16 protein-coding genes are annotated in these 13,498 nt (G+C 65.2%); 7 read left to right on the forward strand and 9 right to left on the reverse strand.

What is annotated here, in order from left to right; genetic code table 11:
• Positions 1-279: 279 nt before the first annotated feature.
• The gene (gene tyrS, locus E6C76_RS18220; protein WP_136349687.1) at positions 280-1,479 is read right to left on the reverse strand and encodes a tyrosine--tRNA ligase; all 1,200 of its coding nucleotides are present in this window, start codon (positions 1,477-1,479) and stop codon (positions 280-282) included.
• A gap of 194 nt (positions 1,480-1,673) precedes the next feature.
• Here tyrS and E6C76_RS18225 point away from each other — a divergent pair, with 194 nt between their 5' ends.
• Positions 1,674-2,888, forward strand: a complete 1,215-nt coding sequence (locus E6C76_RS18225) for a M23 family metallopeptidase (RefSeq protein WP_408003496.1) — start codon at positions 1,674-1,676, stop codon at positions 2,886-2,888.
• A 98-nt stretch (positions 2,889-2,986) separates the two neighbouring features.
• Here the strand turns inward: E6C76_RS18225 and erpA are convergent, their stop codons facing one another.
• From erpA to rplM, 4 genes are all read right to left on the reverse strand, one after another.
• Entirely contained in the window at positions 2,987-3,337 is a 351-nt protein-coding gene (gene erpA, locus E6C76_RS18230; RefSeq protein WP_136349689.1) for an iron-sulfur cluster insertion protein ErpA, read from the reverse strand.
• Positions 3,338-3,426: 89 nt separating this feature from the next.
• Positions 3,427-4,455, reverse strand: coding sequence for an N-acetyl-gamma-glutamyl-phosphate reductase (argC, locus tag E6C76_RS18235; protein ID WP_136349690.1), 1,029 nt, complete (start codon positions 4,453-4,455; stop codon positions 3,427-3,429).
• A gap of 122 nt (positions 4,456-4,577) precedes the next feature.
• Complete coding sequence (gene rpsI / locus E6C76_RS18240) at positions 4,578-4,970, reverse strand: 30S ribosomal protein S9 (protein ID WP_136349691.1); 393 nt, start codon at positions 4,968-4,970, stop codon at positions 4,578-4,580.
• Positions 4,971-4,984: 14 nt separating this feature from the next.
• The gene (gene rplM / locus E6C76_RS18245; protein WP_136349692.1) at positions 4,985-5,413 is read right to left on the reverse strand and encodes a 50S ribosomal protein L13; all 429 of its coding nucleotides are present in this window, start codon (positions 5,411-5,413) and stop codon (positions 4,985-4,987) included.
• A 531-nt stretch (positions 5,414-5,944) separates the two neighbouring features.
• Between rplM and E6C76_RS18250 the strand changes: the two genes are divergently transcribed.
• On the forward strand, positions 5,945-6,367 hold the full coding sequence (locus tag E6C76_RS18250) for an OsmC family protein (RefSeq protein ID WP_136349693.1): 423 nt from the start codon (positions 5,945-5,947) through the stop codon (positions 6,365-6,367).
• Between the two features lie 40 nt (positions 6,368-6,407).
• Here E6C76_RS18250 and coq7 read toward each other — a convergent pair whose 3' ends face one another.
• Genes coq7 through E6C76_RS18265 form a run of 3 tightly spaced genes read right to left on the reverse strand, consistent with a single transcriptional unit; the run spans position 6,408 to position 8,128 of the window.
• Positions 6,408-7,028 carry a 2-polyprenyl-3-methyl-6-methoxy-1,4-benzoquinone monooxygenase gene (coq7, locus tag E6C76_RS18255; protein WP_136349694.1) on the reverse strand — a complete coding sequence of 207 codons (621 nt, stop codon included), beginning with the start codon at positions 7,026-7,028 and terminating at the stop codon, positions 6,408-6,410.
• Complete coding sequence (locus tag E6C76_RS18260; protein WP_230976320.1) at positions 7,025-7,561, reverse strand: CNP1-like family protein; 537 nt, start codon at positions 7,559-7,561, stop codon at positions 7,025-7,027. The genes coq7 and E6C76_RS18260 overlap by 4 nt, the downstream gene beginning before the upstream one ends.
• A 42-nt stretch (positions 7,562-7,603) precedes the next feature.
• Positions 7,604-8,128, reverse strand: a complete 525-nt coding sequence (locus E6C76_RS18265) for an RNA pyrophosphohydrolase (protein ID WP_136349695.1) — start codon at positions 8,126-8,128, stop codon at positions 7,604-7,606.
• A gap of 160 nt (positions 8,129-8,288) precedes the next feature.
• Between E6C76_RS18265 and E6C76_RS18270 the strand changes: the two genes are divergently transcribed.
• From E6C76_RS18270 to E6C76_RS18280, 3 genes are read left to right on the forward strand one after another with little or no spacing between them, the layout of a single operon-like run.
• On the forward strand, positions 8,289-10,046 hold the full coding sequence (locus E6C76_RS18270; RefSeq protein WP_136349696.1) for a proline--tRNA ligase: 1,758 nt from the start codon (positions 8,289-8,291) through the stop codon (positions 10,044-10,046).
• Between the two features lie 7 nt (positions 10,047-10,053).
• Positions 10,054-10,698 carry a lytic transglycosylase domain-containing protein gene (locus E6C76_RS18275; protein WP_136349697.1) on the forward strand — a complete coding sequence of 215 codons (645 nt, stop codon included), beginning with the start codon at positions 10,054-10,056 and terminating at the stop codon, positions 10,696-10,698.
• A gap of 23 nt (positions 10,699-10,721) precedes the next feature.
• Positions 10,722-11,081 carry a PilZ domain-containing protein gene (locus E6C76_RS18280; RefSeq protein ID WP_136349698.1) on the forward strand — a complete coding sequence of 120 codons (360 nt, stop codon included), beginning with the start codon at positions 10,722-10,724 and terminating at the stop codon, positions 11,079-11,081.
• 85 nt (positions 11,082-11,166) lie between these two features.
• Here E6C76_RS18280 and E6C76_RS18285 read toward each other — a convergent pair whose 3' ends face one another.
• Positions 11,167-11,751: a bactofilin family protein gene (locus E6C76_RS18285; RefSeq protein WP_136349699.1), complete on the reverse strand. Its 585-nt coding sequence runs from the start codon at positions 11,749-11,751 to the stop codon at positions 11,167-11,169.
• On the opposite strand from E6C76_RS18285, the gene E6C76_RS18290 reads away from it, so the two are divergent.
• Positions 11,750-11,950, forward strand: coding sequence for a hypothetical protein (locus E6C76_RS18290; protein ID WP_136349700.1), 201 nt, complete (start codon positions 11,750-11,752; stop codon positions 11,948-11,950). The two genes, E6C76_RS18285 and E6C76_RS18290, sit on opposite strands and share 2 nt — an antisense overlap.
• A 150-nt stretch (positions 11,951-12,100) precedes the next feature.
• A complete protein-coding gene (locus E6C76_RS18295) occupies positions 12,101-13,495 on the forward strand; it encodes a sigma 54-interacting transcriptional regulator (RefSeq protein ID WP_136349701.1) in 1,395 nt (464 codons plus the stop codon).
• Positions 13,496-13,498: the final 3 nt, after the last annotated feature.

Genomic DNA, 13,498 nt, shown 5'->3' on the forward strand with positions numbered 1-13,498 from the left:
ACCAAGCACCCACACTTATCGGTTGTTCAACTTTTTAAAGAACTGCTGCACCAGCAGCGAAGAAGCGAGATTGTGGGGCAATCCAGAAAACTCGTCAACCCCCTCAAACCAACCAACCCCGGACAACTCAAACCAACAAATCGCCCGAAAGCCGCTTCTGCGCTCGATCAGAGGGCCGGAAAACACACCGCCCTGCAGCAAAGAGCCGCGAATTATAGGCACAGAAAAAAAACTGTCAACTCGCCGCGCGCGCCATGCGGAAATCCGCGCAGCGCACGTTCAGCCCAGCACAACCGAGGCGAACTTGCGCTTGCCGACTTGCAGCACGACCGTTCCGCCCGACTTGAGCAACAAGCCTTTGTCCTCCACGCGTTCGCCGTTGAGGCGAACCCCGCCCTGATCGATCATGCGGATCGCCTCGGAGGTGCTTCCGGTCAGGCCTGCCTGCTTGAGTACCTGGAACACCGGCATGCCCTCTGCGCCGACCGACACGACGACCTCGGGCAGATCGTCAGGAATGGCGCCGCGCTGGAAGCGGGCCTCGAAGTCACGCAGCGCATCTTCCGCGGCGGCGGCGCCATGAAAGCGCCCCACGAGTTCCTGGGCGAGCTGGACCTTGGCGTCGCGCGGATTGCGGCCGTCCTCGATCTCGGTGCGCAGCCGGGCGATCTCAGCCTGGGAGCGGAAGGACAGCAGATCGTAGTAGCGCCACATCAGCACGTCGGAGACCGACATGACCTTGCCGAAGATTTCGCGCGCAGGTTCGGCGATGCCGATGTAGTTGCCGAGCGACTTGGACATCTTGTTGACGCCATCGAGCCCTTCGAGCAGTGGCATCATCACCACGCATTGCGGCGACTGCCCTTCATGCTTCTGGAGTTCACGCCCCATCAGCAGATTGAACTTCTGGTCCGTACCGCCCAGTTCGACGTCTGCACGCATGGCGACCGAGTCGTAGCCTTGGCAAAGCGGATAGAGGAACTCATGGACCGCGATGGGCTGTTCGTTGGCATAGCGCTTGGCAAAATCATCGCGTTCGAGCATGCGTGCAACCGTGCTGCGTGCAGCCAGGCGGATCATGCCGGCAGCACCGAGATCGTTCATCCACGTCGAGTTGAAGCAGATTTCGGTACGCTCGGGGTCGAGGATCTTGAACACCTGCTCCTGATAGGTCCGGGCATTTTCCAGAATCTGCTCGCGGGACAGCGGAGGACGTGTGCTGTTCTTGCCGGAAGGGTCGCCGATCATTCCGGTGAAGTCACCGATCAGGAACAGCACCTGGTGCCCCAGTTCCTGGAAATGGCGCATCTTGTTGATCAGCACCGTATGGCCGAGATGCAGGTCCGGCGCGGTGGGGTCGAAACCGGCCTTGATCCGCAGCGGGCGGCCGCTTTTCAGCTTCTCGGCAAGCTCGGCTTCGATCAGGATTTCATCTGCGCCGCGCTTGATCAGCGCCAGCGCGGAGACAACTTCGCTCATTTACAAAAAATCTCCCTGCGCATTTCACGGGAATGCCACAGTTTTTGATAGACTCGCGGGAGTTTTTTTGCCCCCGAATGAGTCCCATGCAGGCCCGAAGAAACAAGATTCTAGCCGATCTACCGGCTCATCTTCCGTCCGCTCGGCGCACCTGGATCCTTGCCTCGCTGTTCGGTGTTTCGCTTTTTGGCGTCATGGCCGCCACGGCGACCTCGCCGGATGCGCCGCCCCCCTTCCCGCTCGAAACCGTCGTCGAACGACTCGATGTCGCCGCGCAGCAGACCAGCGCGGCCGACGGACTGCCATTTGTTTACGATGAGCGCGTGCAGCCCGGGGACACTATCCAGTCGATCTTCCGGCGCCTCAACATCGCCGACCAGGAAGCCCTTTCCTTCCTGCTCAACGATGCCCAGGGCAAGACCGTGCTGCGCCAACTGCGCTCCGGCCGCTCGGTCACCGCGCTGGTCCGCCCTGACGGACAGTTGCTGACACTGAGCCTGCCGGTGGCCCAGGGCGGCGGACGGTTCACCATCGAGCGCGACGAGAACGGTATCCGCGCGCGCGAAAGCAGCGCCGCAGCCCTGTCCACCGTGGTCGAGATGCGCAGCGGCGTGATCCAGCACTCGCTGTTCGGCGCCACCGATGCGGTCGGACTGCCGGACAGCGTGGCCACCAAGATGGCGGAGATCTTCGGCACCGAGATCAACTTCCACACCGATCTGCGCCGCGGCGATTCCTTCAGTGTGGTGTATGAAACGCTGTACGACGAAGGCTCCCCGGTACGCGCCGGCAAGGTGCTCGCGGCCGAATTCGTGAACCAGGGCAAGCGCCACGTGGTGGTGCTGTTCCGTGGCGAGGATGGCCGCGAGCAGTACTACACCGCCGACGGGCGCAGCCTCCGGCAGGCCTTCCTGCGCTCTCCGCTGGAATTTTCACGGGTGACCTCCGGATTCGGCCGCCGGCTGCATCCGATCCACCGCAACTGGCGCACGCACGCCGGCGTCGACTTCGCCGCGCCGACGGGCACGCCGATCAAGGCCACCTCGGACGGCACGGTCTCCTTCGTGGGCACTCAGCGCGGCTACGGCAACATCGTCATCCTGCAGCATCGCGACCGCTATTCGACCGCCTACGCGCACATGAACGGCTTCGCCCGCGGTCTGCGCAAAGGGGACCGCGTGTCCCAGGGCGACGTGATCGGCTATGTGGGCATGACCGGCTGGGCCACTGGCCCACACCTGCACTACGAGATTCGCATCAACAACGTCGCACACGACCCGATGCGTATCGCTCTGCCGACCGCACAGCCGCTGGGCAAGGGAGAGCTGGCGCGCTTCAATGCGCAAACCACCCCCCTGCTGGAGCGCATCGCACTGCTCAACCGCACCACGGTGGCCGCGCTGCGCTGAGGCGCATCCAGCCCCAGAGAGCTGAACGAACAAACGGGGCGCCTCGGCGCCCCGTTTTCATTCCACCGACAGCGCCGCATCGCGGCGCCGGATTTCCGTCAGGCCGAGAACGACGAACCGCAGCCGCAGGTACTTGTGGCGTTGGGATTGCGAATGACGAACTGCGAGCCTTCCAGCCCTTCGGTGTAATCGATCTCGGCACCCAGCAGGTACTGGTAGCTCATCGAGTCGATCAGCAGCATCACGCCGTTCTTCTCGAACGAAGTGTCGTCCTCGTTGATCTCTTCATCGAAGGTGAAGCCGTACTGAAAGCCGGAGCAGCCGCCGCCGGTCACGAAGACACGCAGCTTGAGCGCCGGATTGCCTTCCTCGTCGATCAGTTCCTTCACCTTGTTGGCCGCACTGTCGGTAAAGACCAGCACTTCCGGGGTTTCAACCACTGCGTTCATTGTTCTCTCCTCTCTGCGGGACGGGCCAATGATGCGACATTTGGCCCGCACGGGTGAAAATGGATCGTAACAGCCTGCGAAGGTTCCCGTCAGGGACTGACCGGCACGAGGTCCAGACCCAGACTTTCCTCAAGACCGAACATGATGTTCATGTTCTGCACGGCCTGCCCGGCCGCACCCTTGACCAGATTGTCGATGACCGACAGGACCACCACGACGTTGCCGCCCTGCGGGCGATGCACCGCGATGCGGCACAGGTTGGAGGCGCGCACCGAGCGGGTCTCCGGATGGGCGCCGGCGGGCAGCACATCGACGAAAGGCTCGCTGGCATAACGCTGCTCGAAGAGCGCCTGCAGATCGACCTCCGTCTTCAATTGTGCGTACAGCGTGGCATGAATGCCACGGATCATCGGCGTCAGGTGCGGCACGAAGGTCAGCCCCACCGGCGCACCGGCGGCACGCGCCAGCCCCTGGCGGATTTCCGGCAGATGGCGATGGCCCGGCACGCCATAGGCCTTGAAGCTGTCCGCAGCTTCGGAGAACAGCGCATGCACCTCCGCCTTGCGCCCGGCACCGGACACGCCCGACTTGGCGTCCGCGATCAGGCTTGCGGTATCCACCAGGCCGGCCTCGACCAGAGGCAGGAAGCCCAATTGCACCGCGGTGGGATAACAGCCCGGATTGGCCAGCACACGCGCCTTGCGGATCTGCTCCCGATTCACTTCAGGCAAGCCATACACTGCCTCGGCGACCAGCTCCGGCGCGGCATGCTCCATGCCGTACCACTTCTGCCATTCGGCGACGTCGCGGATGCGGAAATCGGCTGCCAGATCGATCACCCGCACGCCAGCAGCCACCAGTTCCGCCGCCTGCTTCATGGCGATGCCGTTCGGCGTGGCGAAGAACACCACGTCGCATTCGGTCAGCGCAGCATCCTGTGGGGCGACGAAGCGCAGATCCACCCGCTTGCGCAGACTGGGGAACATGTCGGCCACCGGCAGGCCCGCCTCGCCACGCGAGGTGATCGCCGTCAGGCTCACTTGCGGATGCAGCGCCAGCAGGCGCAGCAACTCGACGCCGGTATACCCCGTACCCCCAACGACACCAACCTTGATCATCTCGACTCCTTGCCGGAAAACCAGCCACCGGGACGATTATCGCACCACGGACGGACGCTTTGCTGCCAGAAAACACAAAGCCGCCTCGCGGGCGGCCTTGTACAAGCGGATCGTGAAACGGATCAACGCTTGGAGAATTGCTTGCGGCGACGGGCCTTGTGGAAGCCGACCTTCTTGCGTTCCACTTCGCGGGCGTCGCGGGTCACGAAACCGGCCTTGCGCAGTTCGGCCTTCAGCTCGGCATCGTAGTCGATCAGCGCACGGGTGATGCCGTGGCGCACGGCACCGGCTTGGCCGGACTCACCGCCGCCATCCACGTTCACCAGGATGTCGAAGCGGGATTCGTTGCCGGTGAGCACCAGCGGCTGACGCACGATCATGCGGCCGGTTTCACGGGAGAAGAACTCGTCGAGCGGCTTGCCGTTGACGACGATGTTGCCGGAACCCGGCTTGATGAACACACGCGCCACAGCGGTCTTGCGGCGGCCGGTGCCGTAGTTGTAGGTCACAGCCATGGATCGGCCTCCTGTCAGATCTCGAGAACTTTGGGCTGCTGAGCGGTATGCGGGTGCTCGGCACCGGCGTAGCACTTCAGCTTCTTGAGCATGGCGTAACCCAGCGGACCCTTCGGCAGCATGCCCTTCACGGCCTTTTCCAGCACGCGGGCCGGGAAACGCTGTTGCAGCTTGGTGAAGTTGGTCTCATAGATCCCGCCCGGATAACCGGTGTGGCGGTAGTACTTCTTGTCCAGCGCCTTGTTGCCGGTCACACGCAGCTTGTCGACGTTGACCACGACGATGTAGTCACCGGTATCGACGTGCGGCGTGTAGATGGGTTTGTGCTTGCCGCGCAGGCGACGGGCCACTTCGGCGGCGAGCCGGCCAAGCACCTTGTCCGTGCCGTCGACAACGAACCAGTCGCGCTGTACCTCGTGCGGCTTGGCAGAAAACGTTTTCATTCGAATCCTCGATCTTTGTCAGGCCTGGCGAAAACCGGCCACCAAACGGAAAGCTCATAAGCTTAATGCGAAGAAGGGTGCCATGTCAATCGCGCCCGCGGGCGGATGCAAGCAAAAAAAACGCAGTCCGCTTGGGACTGCGTTAAATCCACACCAAAGGAGGAGGGTGGAGGAGACACCGTTTGGACCGCCGAACATTCGCGATCCGACTGAGATGGATTACACCAAACCGGAAAACCCCATGCAAGCACTTTTTGTGCATTGCACTATAAAAGTTTTGATTGGTATATCAGCAAATTTTATGTGTTTGCAAATTTATGTTTTATATAAGATTAGCCGATGCAGACGGCCTTTCCCAAGCACGAAAACCCGCTCTCCAAACCCTCTGGCGAGGCGCCGAAAAGCACCGTTTTCGATGCGCCGGAACCTAGCCTTTCGTCAAACCGCGGCCCCCTGGCGACTCCGGTAGAATGCCCCGACGGACGGCGGACGCACACCGGTCTGCCGCACCGCAACAAGGAGACCAATCTGATGGAATGCAGCGTGAAATGGGTGGGTACCGACGGCATGAGCTTTCTGGCGGAAACCGGCAGCGGTCACCTGGTGACCATGGACGGCGCGCCGGAAGGTGGCGGCCGCGATCTGGCTCCCCGCCCGATGGAGTTGATGCTGGCCGGCGCCGGGGGCTGCACGGCCTACGACGTGGTGCTCATCCTCAAGCGCGGACGCCACGACATACGCGGCTGCGAGGTAAGACTGAACGCCGAACGCGCGGACACCGACCCAAAGGTGTTCACCCGCATCGTATTCCACTACACCGTGAGCGGTCGCGGCCTGAAGCCCGAAGCGGTCGAGCGGGCCATCCATCTGTCCGCCGAGAAGTACTGCTCGGCATCCATCATGCTCGGCAAGACGGCGGAAATCCGCCATGAATGGACCATCGTCGAAGCCTGATGGCCGATGCGGACGCTGACCGGCGTCCGCGTTCCTGCCGTCACACCCAGTAGGCCGTCCGGGTCATCACCCGCGAGGCGAGCTTCATCGCCCCCTTCACCGGCGCCGGCAACTCGTGGGCGCCCAGCGCCACGGCGGTATCGGCGTGCTCGGCCTCGTCAATCTTCATCTGCGCAACGATGGCGCGCGATTTCTGATCGGTTTCCGGCAAGGTGTCCAGGTGCCCTTTCAGGTGCGCCTCGACCTGCCGCTCGGTTTCCGCCAGGAAGCCCAGATTCCAACGGTCGCCGAAACGGCCGGCCAGCAGGCCGATGGCCAGCGCGCCGCCGTACCACAACGGGTTGAGCAGGCTCTTGCGGCCCCCCAGTTCGGCGATGCGCTGCTCTGTCCACGCCAGATGCTCGGTCTCCTCGTCGGAGGCCTGACGCAGCGCATCGCGGATCGCGGGATCGCGGGACATCATCGCCTGCCCCTGGTAAAGCGCCTGCGCGCAGATCTCGCCGCAATGGTTGATGCGCATCAGCGCGGCGGCGTGCTGCTTCTCCTCGTCGGCCAGCGCCGTATCGGGCAACTCGCCGCCGGGTACCGGGCGCACGCTGTGGGCAGGCGCGAAGACCGTGCGCAGGGCGCGGTCGAACTGGAGGATGAACTGGTCGATCATCGCACGATCCCCTCATGGAGATGGCGGAACCCCGGCTGACTGGTCTTCAGCAGCTTCAGCGCCGCGGCGCGATTGCGCGGCGGCGCGGGGCCGTCACACAGATAATCATAGGCCAGCGCGGCACGCGGGCGGTCATAGGAGTTGTCGACGATCGGCTCCCACGCGCTGTTGCGCGCCGGCGACCATTCGCCGTTCGCACGCCCCGAAGCATAGAGGCGGCGCTCACCGGTGACGCAGCGGATGCCTTCGAAGGTGACGTTGGTGGCCCCGCCCGCGCTGCGCACGACCAGCACGAAACGCACCACCCCATCCTCGCCCACGCTCAGGCTGTCCTCGTCCACATAGAAGCGGTGCGGCGTGGTGGCGGATACCGAGAACTCCCGCAGCGCGGCCTCCCTGGGCGCCGCGGGCAGGGTGTACTCCTCTTCCTTCCAGTTCTCGTTGGGATCGCTGAGCAGTTGGGCGGACGAGGGCGCGGACAGGCAAGCGAGAGCCAGCAGGCCCCCGCGCAATGTGATGGACAGGATATTCAACGCAGATCTCCACACAGGCGGCCGGACCGCTGACGCCCCGGCTCAGGAAGGCCCCACCGAGGTCAGGTATTCGCGCGGCAGTTCGCGGGGGCGACTACGGAACAGCAGACGGGACAGTTCGGTGAGCGCCTGCTGATAGACGCCACGCTTGAACTCGATCACCGCATCGAGTGGTACCCAGTATTCGCTCCAGCGCCAGGCATCGAATTCCGGATGGCTGCTCGCGCGCAGGCTGACGTCGCTGTCGCGCCCCACCAGGCGCAGCAGGAACCAGATCTGCTTCTGCCCGCGGTAGGTGTTGCGCCACTCCCGTTTGATCCAGTGCTTGGGAACGTCGTAGCGCAACCAGCCTCGCGTGCGGCCGAGAATCTTCACGTGCTCGGGACGCAGTCCGACTTCCTCGAACAGTTCGCGATACATGGCCTGCTCGGGTGTTTCACCGTGCTTGATGCCACCTTGCGGAAACTGCCAGGAGTGTTCTCGGATGCGCTTGCCCCAGAAGACCTCGTTGCGTGCATTGACCAGAATGATGCCGACGTTCGGGCGGTAGCCTTCACGGTCGAGCATGGTGAACCTTCAATTTTTCATGGACTGTGGCAGATTTTTCCACACTTGCCCAAGCTTGGAAAGCGAGCCCGCCGGGAACGTTCCGCCAGCGGGCGGCCATGCGTCCTGCCCCTTGCGCTAGAATCGCCGGCTCCGTCATCGTCCGTTCGTGGATTCCAGCATGCGTGCCTCCCAGTACTTCGTCTCCACCCTCAAGGAAGCTCCGTCCGACGCGGAGATCGCCAGCCACAAGCTGATGCTGCGCGCCGGGCTGATCCGCAAGGTCGCGGCGGGCATCTACACCTACATGCCGATGGGCCTGCGGGTGATCCGCAAGGTGGAGAACATCGTGCGCGAAGAGATGGACCGCGCCGGCGCCATGGAGCTCGCCATGCCCATGGTGCAGCCCGCCGAGCTGTGGCAGGAAACCGGACGCTGGGACAAGATGGGCGAGGAACTGCTGCGCTTCAAGGACCGCCACGCACGCGACTTCGCCCTGCAGCCGACCTCCGAGGAGGTGGTCACCGACATCGCCCGCCAGGAGCTGAAGAGCTACCGGCAGTTGCCGAAGAACTTCTACCAGATCCAGACCAAGTTCCGCGACGAGCGCCGGCCGCGTTTCGGCGTGATGCGCGGCCGCGAATTCACCATGAAGGACGCCTACTCCTTCGACCGCGACGTGGAAGGCGCCGGCAGGAGCTACGACATCATGTACGCCGCCTACTCGCGCATCTTCGACCGCCTGGGGCTGGCCTACCGCGCGGTGGCCGCGGATACCGGCGCCATCGGCGGCGACCGTTCGCATGAATTCCAAGTCATCGCCGACACCGGCGAGGATGCCATCGTGTACTGCCCGCAGTCGGACTACGCTGCCAACATCGAACTGGCCGAGGCCGTCTCCCTGCTTGCCGGCCGCGTCGCGCCCGCCGCCGCGCTGACCAGGACGCCCACGCCGGGCAAGGCGACCTGCGCCGACGTCGCTGCCCTGCTCGGCGTGCCGCTGGAAACCACCGTGAAGTCGCTGGTGCTGGCCACCGACGACGTCGATGAAAAGGGCCAGCCCGCCGGCGTCACCGTGTGGTTGCTGCTGGTGCGCGGCGACCACGATCTCAACGAGGTCAAGGCCGGCAAGCTGGAAGGCCTGAAGAACGGCTTCCGCTTCGCCACCGAGGCGGAGATCGTCGAACACTTCGGCTGCAAGCCGGGCTACCTGGGCCCCATCGGCCTGAAAAAGCCGGTGAAGGTCATCGCCGACCGCACGGTCGCCGACATGGCGGACTTCATCTGCGGGGCCAACGAGGCCGATTTCCACTTCACCGGGGCGAACTGGGGCCGCGACCTGCCCGAGCCCGATCTGATCGCCGACCTCCGCAACGTGGTCGAAGGCGACCCCAGCCCGGACGGCAAGGGCACCCTGGCCATCCAGCGCGGCATCGAGGTGGGCCACGTGTTCTACCTGGGTACCAAGTATTCGAAGGCAATGAACGCCACCTTCCTCGACGAGGACGGCCGCCCCAAGCCCTTCGAAATGGGCTGCTACGGCATCGGCATCACCCGCATCCCGGGTGCGGCCATCGAGCAGAACCACGACGAGCGCGGCATCATCTGGCCGGACGCCATCGCCCCCTTCCAGGTGGTGATCTGCCCGGTGGGCTGGAGCCGTTCCGAAGCCGTGCGCGACACCGCCACCGCCCTCTACGAGACGCTGCGCGCCGCCGGCGTGGATGCCATCCTGGACGACCGCGACGAACGCCCGGGCGTGATGTTCGCAGACTGGGAACTGATCGGCGTGCCGCACCGCGTGACCATCGGCGATCGTGGGCTGAAGGAGGGCCAGGCCGAATACCAGGGCCGGCGCGACGCGGAAGCCGCCAGGATCGCCATCGACGGCCTGGCCGATGCCGTTCTGGCTAGACTTGGCGCGCGCCGGGGTTTATAACTCCGTCATGAGCCCCACCGCCCGCACGCTCCGCATCCTGGCCGCAACCGCCGCCCTGCTCGGCAGCGCAGCCGGCTGGGCGGGCAACCAGATGTACGAGCCCATGGCCGCCAGCGTGCGTGCCGCGCTGCACGCGGCGGTTTCCGACGCCGGCGCGCCGCGCCTGATGATCGCTGACACGGCGGAAGCCGAACGCTGGCTGGCCGACATGTCGCGCCGGCTGGAGCGCCGCATCCCCGACGCCAACTACCGCCGCGAACTGCTCACCACGGTGCATTACGAGGCCACCCGCGCCGGCCTCGATCCACAGCTGGTGCTCGGGCTGATCCAGGTGGAAAGCAACTTCCGCAAATACGCCGTATCCACCGCCGGCGCACGCGGCTACATGCAGGTCATGCCGTTCTGGACGGAGGTCATCGGCACCTCCGCCGACAACCTCTTCCACCTGCGCACCAACCTGCGTTACGGCTGCACCATCCTGCGCCACTACCTGGATATCGAGAAAGGCGATCTGTTCCGCGCCCTGGGCCGCTACAACGGCAGCCTGGGCAAGGCGCACTACCCCAACCTGGTGCGCACCGCCTGGGAGCGCGACTGGTCTTGGACGAACCCGCAGCTGGTCGCCAACATCACCTCACCCCCGACCCAATGATCGCGCCAGGGAGCCTGCCGTCCATGGACAACCGCCTATTCCGCCGCCGCTCCATCTCCATCAACTTCCGCACCTTCGACCAGGCGGACGACCGCTTCCTCGGCCGTCTCGGCGACCTCAGCCCGGGTGGCTTCATGCTGTACGGCACAGAGCGGATTCCACTCGACAAGCTGTACGACCTGCGCGTGGATTACCCCGACGAAGCCGGCAAGCCGCGCAGCGCGCACTTTTCCGCCAAGGCCGTGTGGTCCGGCGTCGACCTGAATCCGGATCTGCTGATCACCGGCTTCCGCTTCTACGACCTCGACTCCCCCACCACCCGCGCAGCCCTGCATGAACTGCTGCACCGCTTCACCGTGGGCGAGGAACACGAAGAGGATTAGGGCATGCCGCCGCTATCCGCGGCCGGTGTGAGCACGTCCTGATCCGGAAAGCGCCGACCAGGGACACCCCGGCCGGCGCCCCGCTTCAACCGGCGGCGGCCACCACGCGCGGCGGCGCGGCAGCCTCGCGCTCCGGCGTACGCCCGGTCTGCTGCGCGGCGGACAGGGACTGCACGTCGCCGGAGATCTCTCCACCTTCCTCGATGAAGATCTTGCCGTAGCGGATCTTGCCGCTGACCCGTCCGGTGGCATGCACGATGAGCTGCTGGCGGGCGGTCAGCTCGCCGTCGAAACGTCCGTGGATTTCCGCCACATCGATGCCCACCGTGCCGGCGAACGCGCCGTTCTCGGCGATACGGATCACCCGGCTGTCCATCGTCGCCTCCACCCGGCCTTCCACCACCAGGGTGTCGCAATCGAGAATCTCGGCGCCCTTGAGCTTGACCTCGGGGCCGACGATCAGACGATTGCCGCCGGTCTGCACGGCCGCCTCACTGCTCTTCGGCGCCTCCGCCGGTTCGGGCGCCGGTACGGGATCGCGCGCCACCGTGGTCGAGGAAGCCCCCGCCAGATGCGCCGGCGTACCGCCCGAAGGCGTGGACACGGTACGCACGCCGCGCGCGGTCTGGGGTTCCGGGGTCTTGGGGAACAGAGCGGGCTTGTTGAACATGATCTCTCCTGAAGGTGTGTCCGGCGCCCGGAGCGCGCGCCGCGAACCGCTTTCCCATGGCAAGGGCCATGCCACCCAGGAAATTTCCTTTGCATTCATGGTTTTGCCCAAACACATCGAAGCCAACAGACGGCCCCGGATGCTGAAACCGTCGCCCAGTCGCGACAAAGCACTTCAAATAAAATCTTCAAAGCAATGAAAATAAACGATTTTTTGAATGTCTCCAAACAGCGACAAGTCGTTTCAGGGAAACATTGCCTTGCACTTGCTTACCCAGTCGCGTAGGTGCTCCACCTACACTGCTCCGCACCCTTCCCCCACCCGCAGCACGCCCATCGCCCCTATTCCCATGATCGATTCGTCCGTCCGCCCGTCTCCCGCGCACCTTCTGCTGGTGGACGGCGGCCACGAACCGGTCGCGGCACTCGCCGCCACGCTCGTCGCGCACGCATACCGGGTCGATCGCGTCACCGACGCCGGCACCGCGCACACGCACTTGGCGGCCCGCCACTACGACCTGCTGCTCAGTGCCACCCGCCTGCCCGCCGGGCACAGCGGGCTGGCGCTGTTCGAAACGGCGCGCGCCCGCCATCCGGCCCTGCCGACCATCCTGCTGGCCCAGCCGGGCAGCATCGCCGAAGCGGTGGATGCGGTATCGCGCGGGGTCTCCGGCTATCTGCCCGCCCCCTTCGAACCGGCCGCACTGCTCGCACAGCTTGCCCAGGCCCTGCGCTGGCGCGGCGACGGCGGCACGCAGCGGGACGCCTGGCGCACGGACATCGTCAGCCGCAGCACGCACATGGCCCGTTTGCTGGAAGAAGCCCGCCTGGTGGCTGCCACCGAGGCCAGTGTGCTGATCCATGGCGACAGCGGCACCGGCAAGGAACTCCTCGCGCGCGCCATCCACCGCGCCAGCGCACGGGCAAACGGCCCCTTCATCGCGGTGAATTGCGCGGCGATTCCGGAGCAGTTGCTGGAATCCGAACTGTTCGGCCACCGGCGCGGCGCGTTCACCGGCGCGGTCAGCGACCAGCGCGGGCTGTTCCGCCAGGCACACGGCGGCACGCTGTTCCTCGATGAAATCGGCGACATGCCGCTGCCCCTGCAGGTCAAGCTGCTGCGCGTCCTGCAGGAGCGCGCGGTGCGCCCGGTGGGCGCCGGCAGCGCCGAGGCGGTCGACGTGCGCATCCTCTCCGCCACCCACCGCGATCTGGAACGCGCGCTGGCCGAGGGGCGCTTCCGCGAGGATCTGTACTACCGCCTCAACGTGGTCGGCCTGCATCTGCCGTCCCTCGACGAACGCCGCGAGGACATCCCGCTGCTCGCCGCGCATTTCCTCGCCCAGGTGGCGCAACGCTACGGCCGTCCGTGCCGCGCGTTCGCCACCGATGCGCTGGAACTGCTGGCCACCGCCGCATGGCCGGGCAATCTGCGCCAGTTGCAGAACGTCGTGGAACAGGCCTGCGCGCTCAGCACCTCAGCGCTGATTCCGCGCGCCCTGGTGGAGCGCGCGCTGCAGCGCAGCGGCGCGGTCTCGCTGAACTACGCGGAGGCCAAGCAGCAGTTCGAGCGCGACTATCTGGTCGGCCTGCTCAAGCTCACCGCCGGCAACGTCTCCGACGCGGCACGTCTGGCCGGGCGCAACCGCACCGAGTTCTACCGTCTGATGCAGCGCAACGCGCTGAGCGCGGAGCTGTTCCGCCCCGCCCAGGCCGGCGAAGGCAGCGGGCTGGCGTGGCACTGAGAT

This window comes from Pseudothauera nasutitermitis, from assembly GCF_004801295.1.
Lineage (GTDB): Bacteria > Pseudomonadota > Gammaproteobacteria > Burkholderiales > Rhodocyclaceae > Pseudothauera > Pseudothauera nasutitermitis.

Excerpts from the sequence above, each read along its gene's own strand:
- E6C76_RS18290 (WP_136349700.1), top strand. The coding sequence starts at position 11,750 with ATGATCTCTCCTGAAGGTGTGTCCGGCGCCCGGAGCGCGCGCCGCGAA.
- E6C76_RS18275 (WP_136349697.1), top strand. The coding sequence starts at position 10,054 with ATGAGCCCCACCGCCCGCACGCTCCGCATCCTGGCCGCAACCGCCGCC.
- E6C76_RS18250 (WP_136349693.1), top strand. The coding sequence starts at position 5,945 with ATGGAATGCAGCGTGAAATGGGTGGGTACCGACGGCATGAGCTTTCTG.
- erpA (WP_136349689.1), bottom strand. The coding sequence starts at position 3,337 with ATGAACGCAGTGGTTGAAACCCCGGAAGTGCTGGTCTTTACCGACAGT.
- argC (WP_136349690.1), bottom strand. The coding sequence starts at position 4,455 with ATGATCAAGGTTGGTGTCGTTGGGGGTACGGGGTATACCGGCGTCGAG.
- E6C76_RS18265 (WP_136349695.1), bottom strand. The coding sequence starts at position 8,128 with ATGCTCGACCGTGAAGGCTACCGCCCGAACGTCGGCATCATTCTGGTC.
- E6C76_RS18225 (WP_408003496.1), top strand. The coding sequence starts at position 1,674 with ATGGCCGCCACGGCGACCTCGCCGGATGCGCCGCCCCCCTTCCCGCTC.
- rplM (WP_136349692.1), bottom strand. The coding sequence starts at position 5,413 with ATGAAAACGTTTTCTGCCAAGCCGCACGAGGTACAGCGCGACTGGTTC.
- E6C76_RS18270 (WP_136349696.1), top strand. The coding sequence starts at position 8,289 with ATGCGTGCCTCCCAGTACTTCGTCTCCACCCTCAAGGAAGCTCCGTCC.
- E6C76_RS18285 (WP_136349699.1), bottom strand. The coding sequence starts at position 11,751 with ATGTTCAACAAGCCCGCTCTGTTCCCCAAGACCCCGGAACCCCAGACC.
- coq7 (WP_136349694.1), bottom strand. The coding sequence starts at position 7,028 with ATGATCGACCAGTTCATCCTCCAGTTCGACCGCGCCCTGCGCACGGTC.
- E6C76_RS18295 (WP_136349701.1), top strand. The coding sequence starts at position 12,101 with ATGATCGATTCGTCCGTCCGCCCGTCTCCCGCGCACCTTCTGCTGGTG.
- rpsI (WP_136349691.1), bottom strand. The coding sequence starts at position 4,970 with ATGGCTGTGACCTACAACTACGGCACCGGCCGCCGCAAGACCGCTGTG.
- E6C76_RS18280 (WP_136349698.1), top strand. The coding sequence starts at position 10,722 with ATGGACAACCGCCTATTCCGCCGCCGCTCCATCTCCATCAACTTCCGC.
- tyrS (WP_136349687.1), bottom strand. The coding sequence starts at position 1,479 with ATGAGCGAAGTTGTCTCCGCGCTGGCGCTGATCAAGCGCGGCGCAGAT.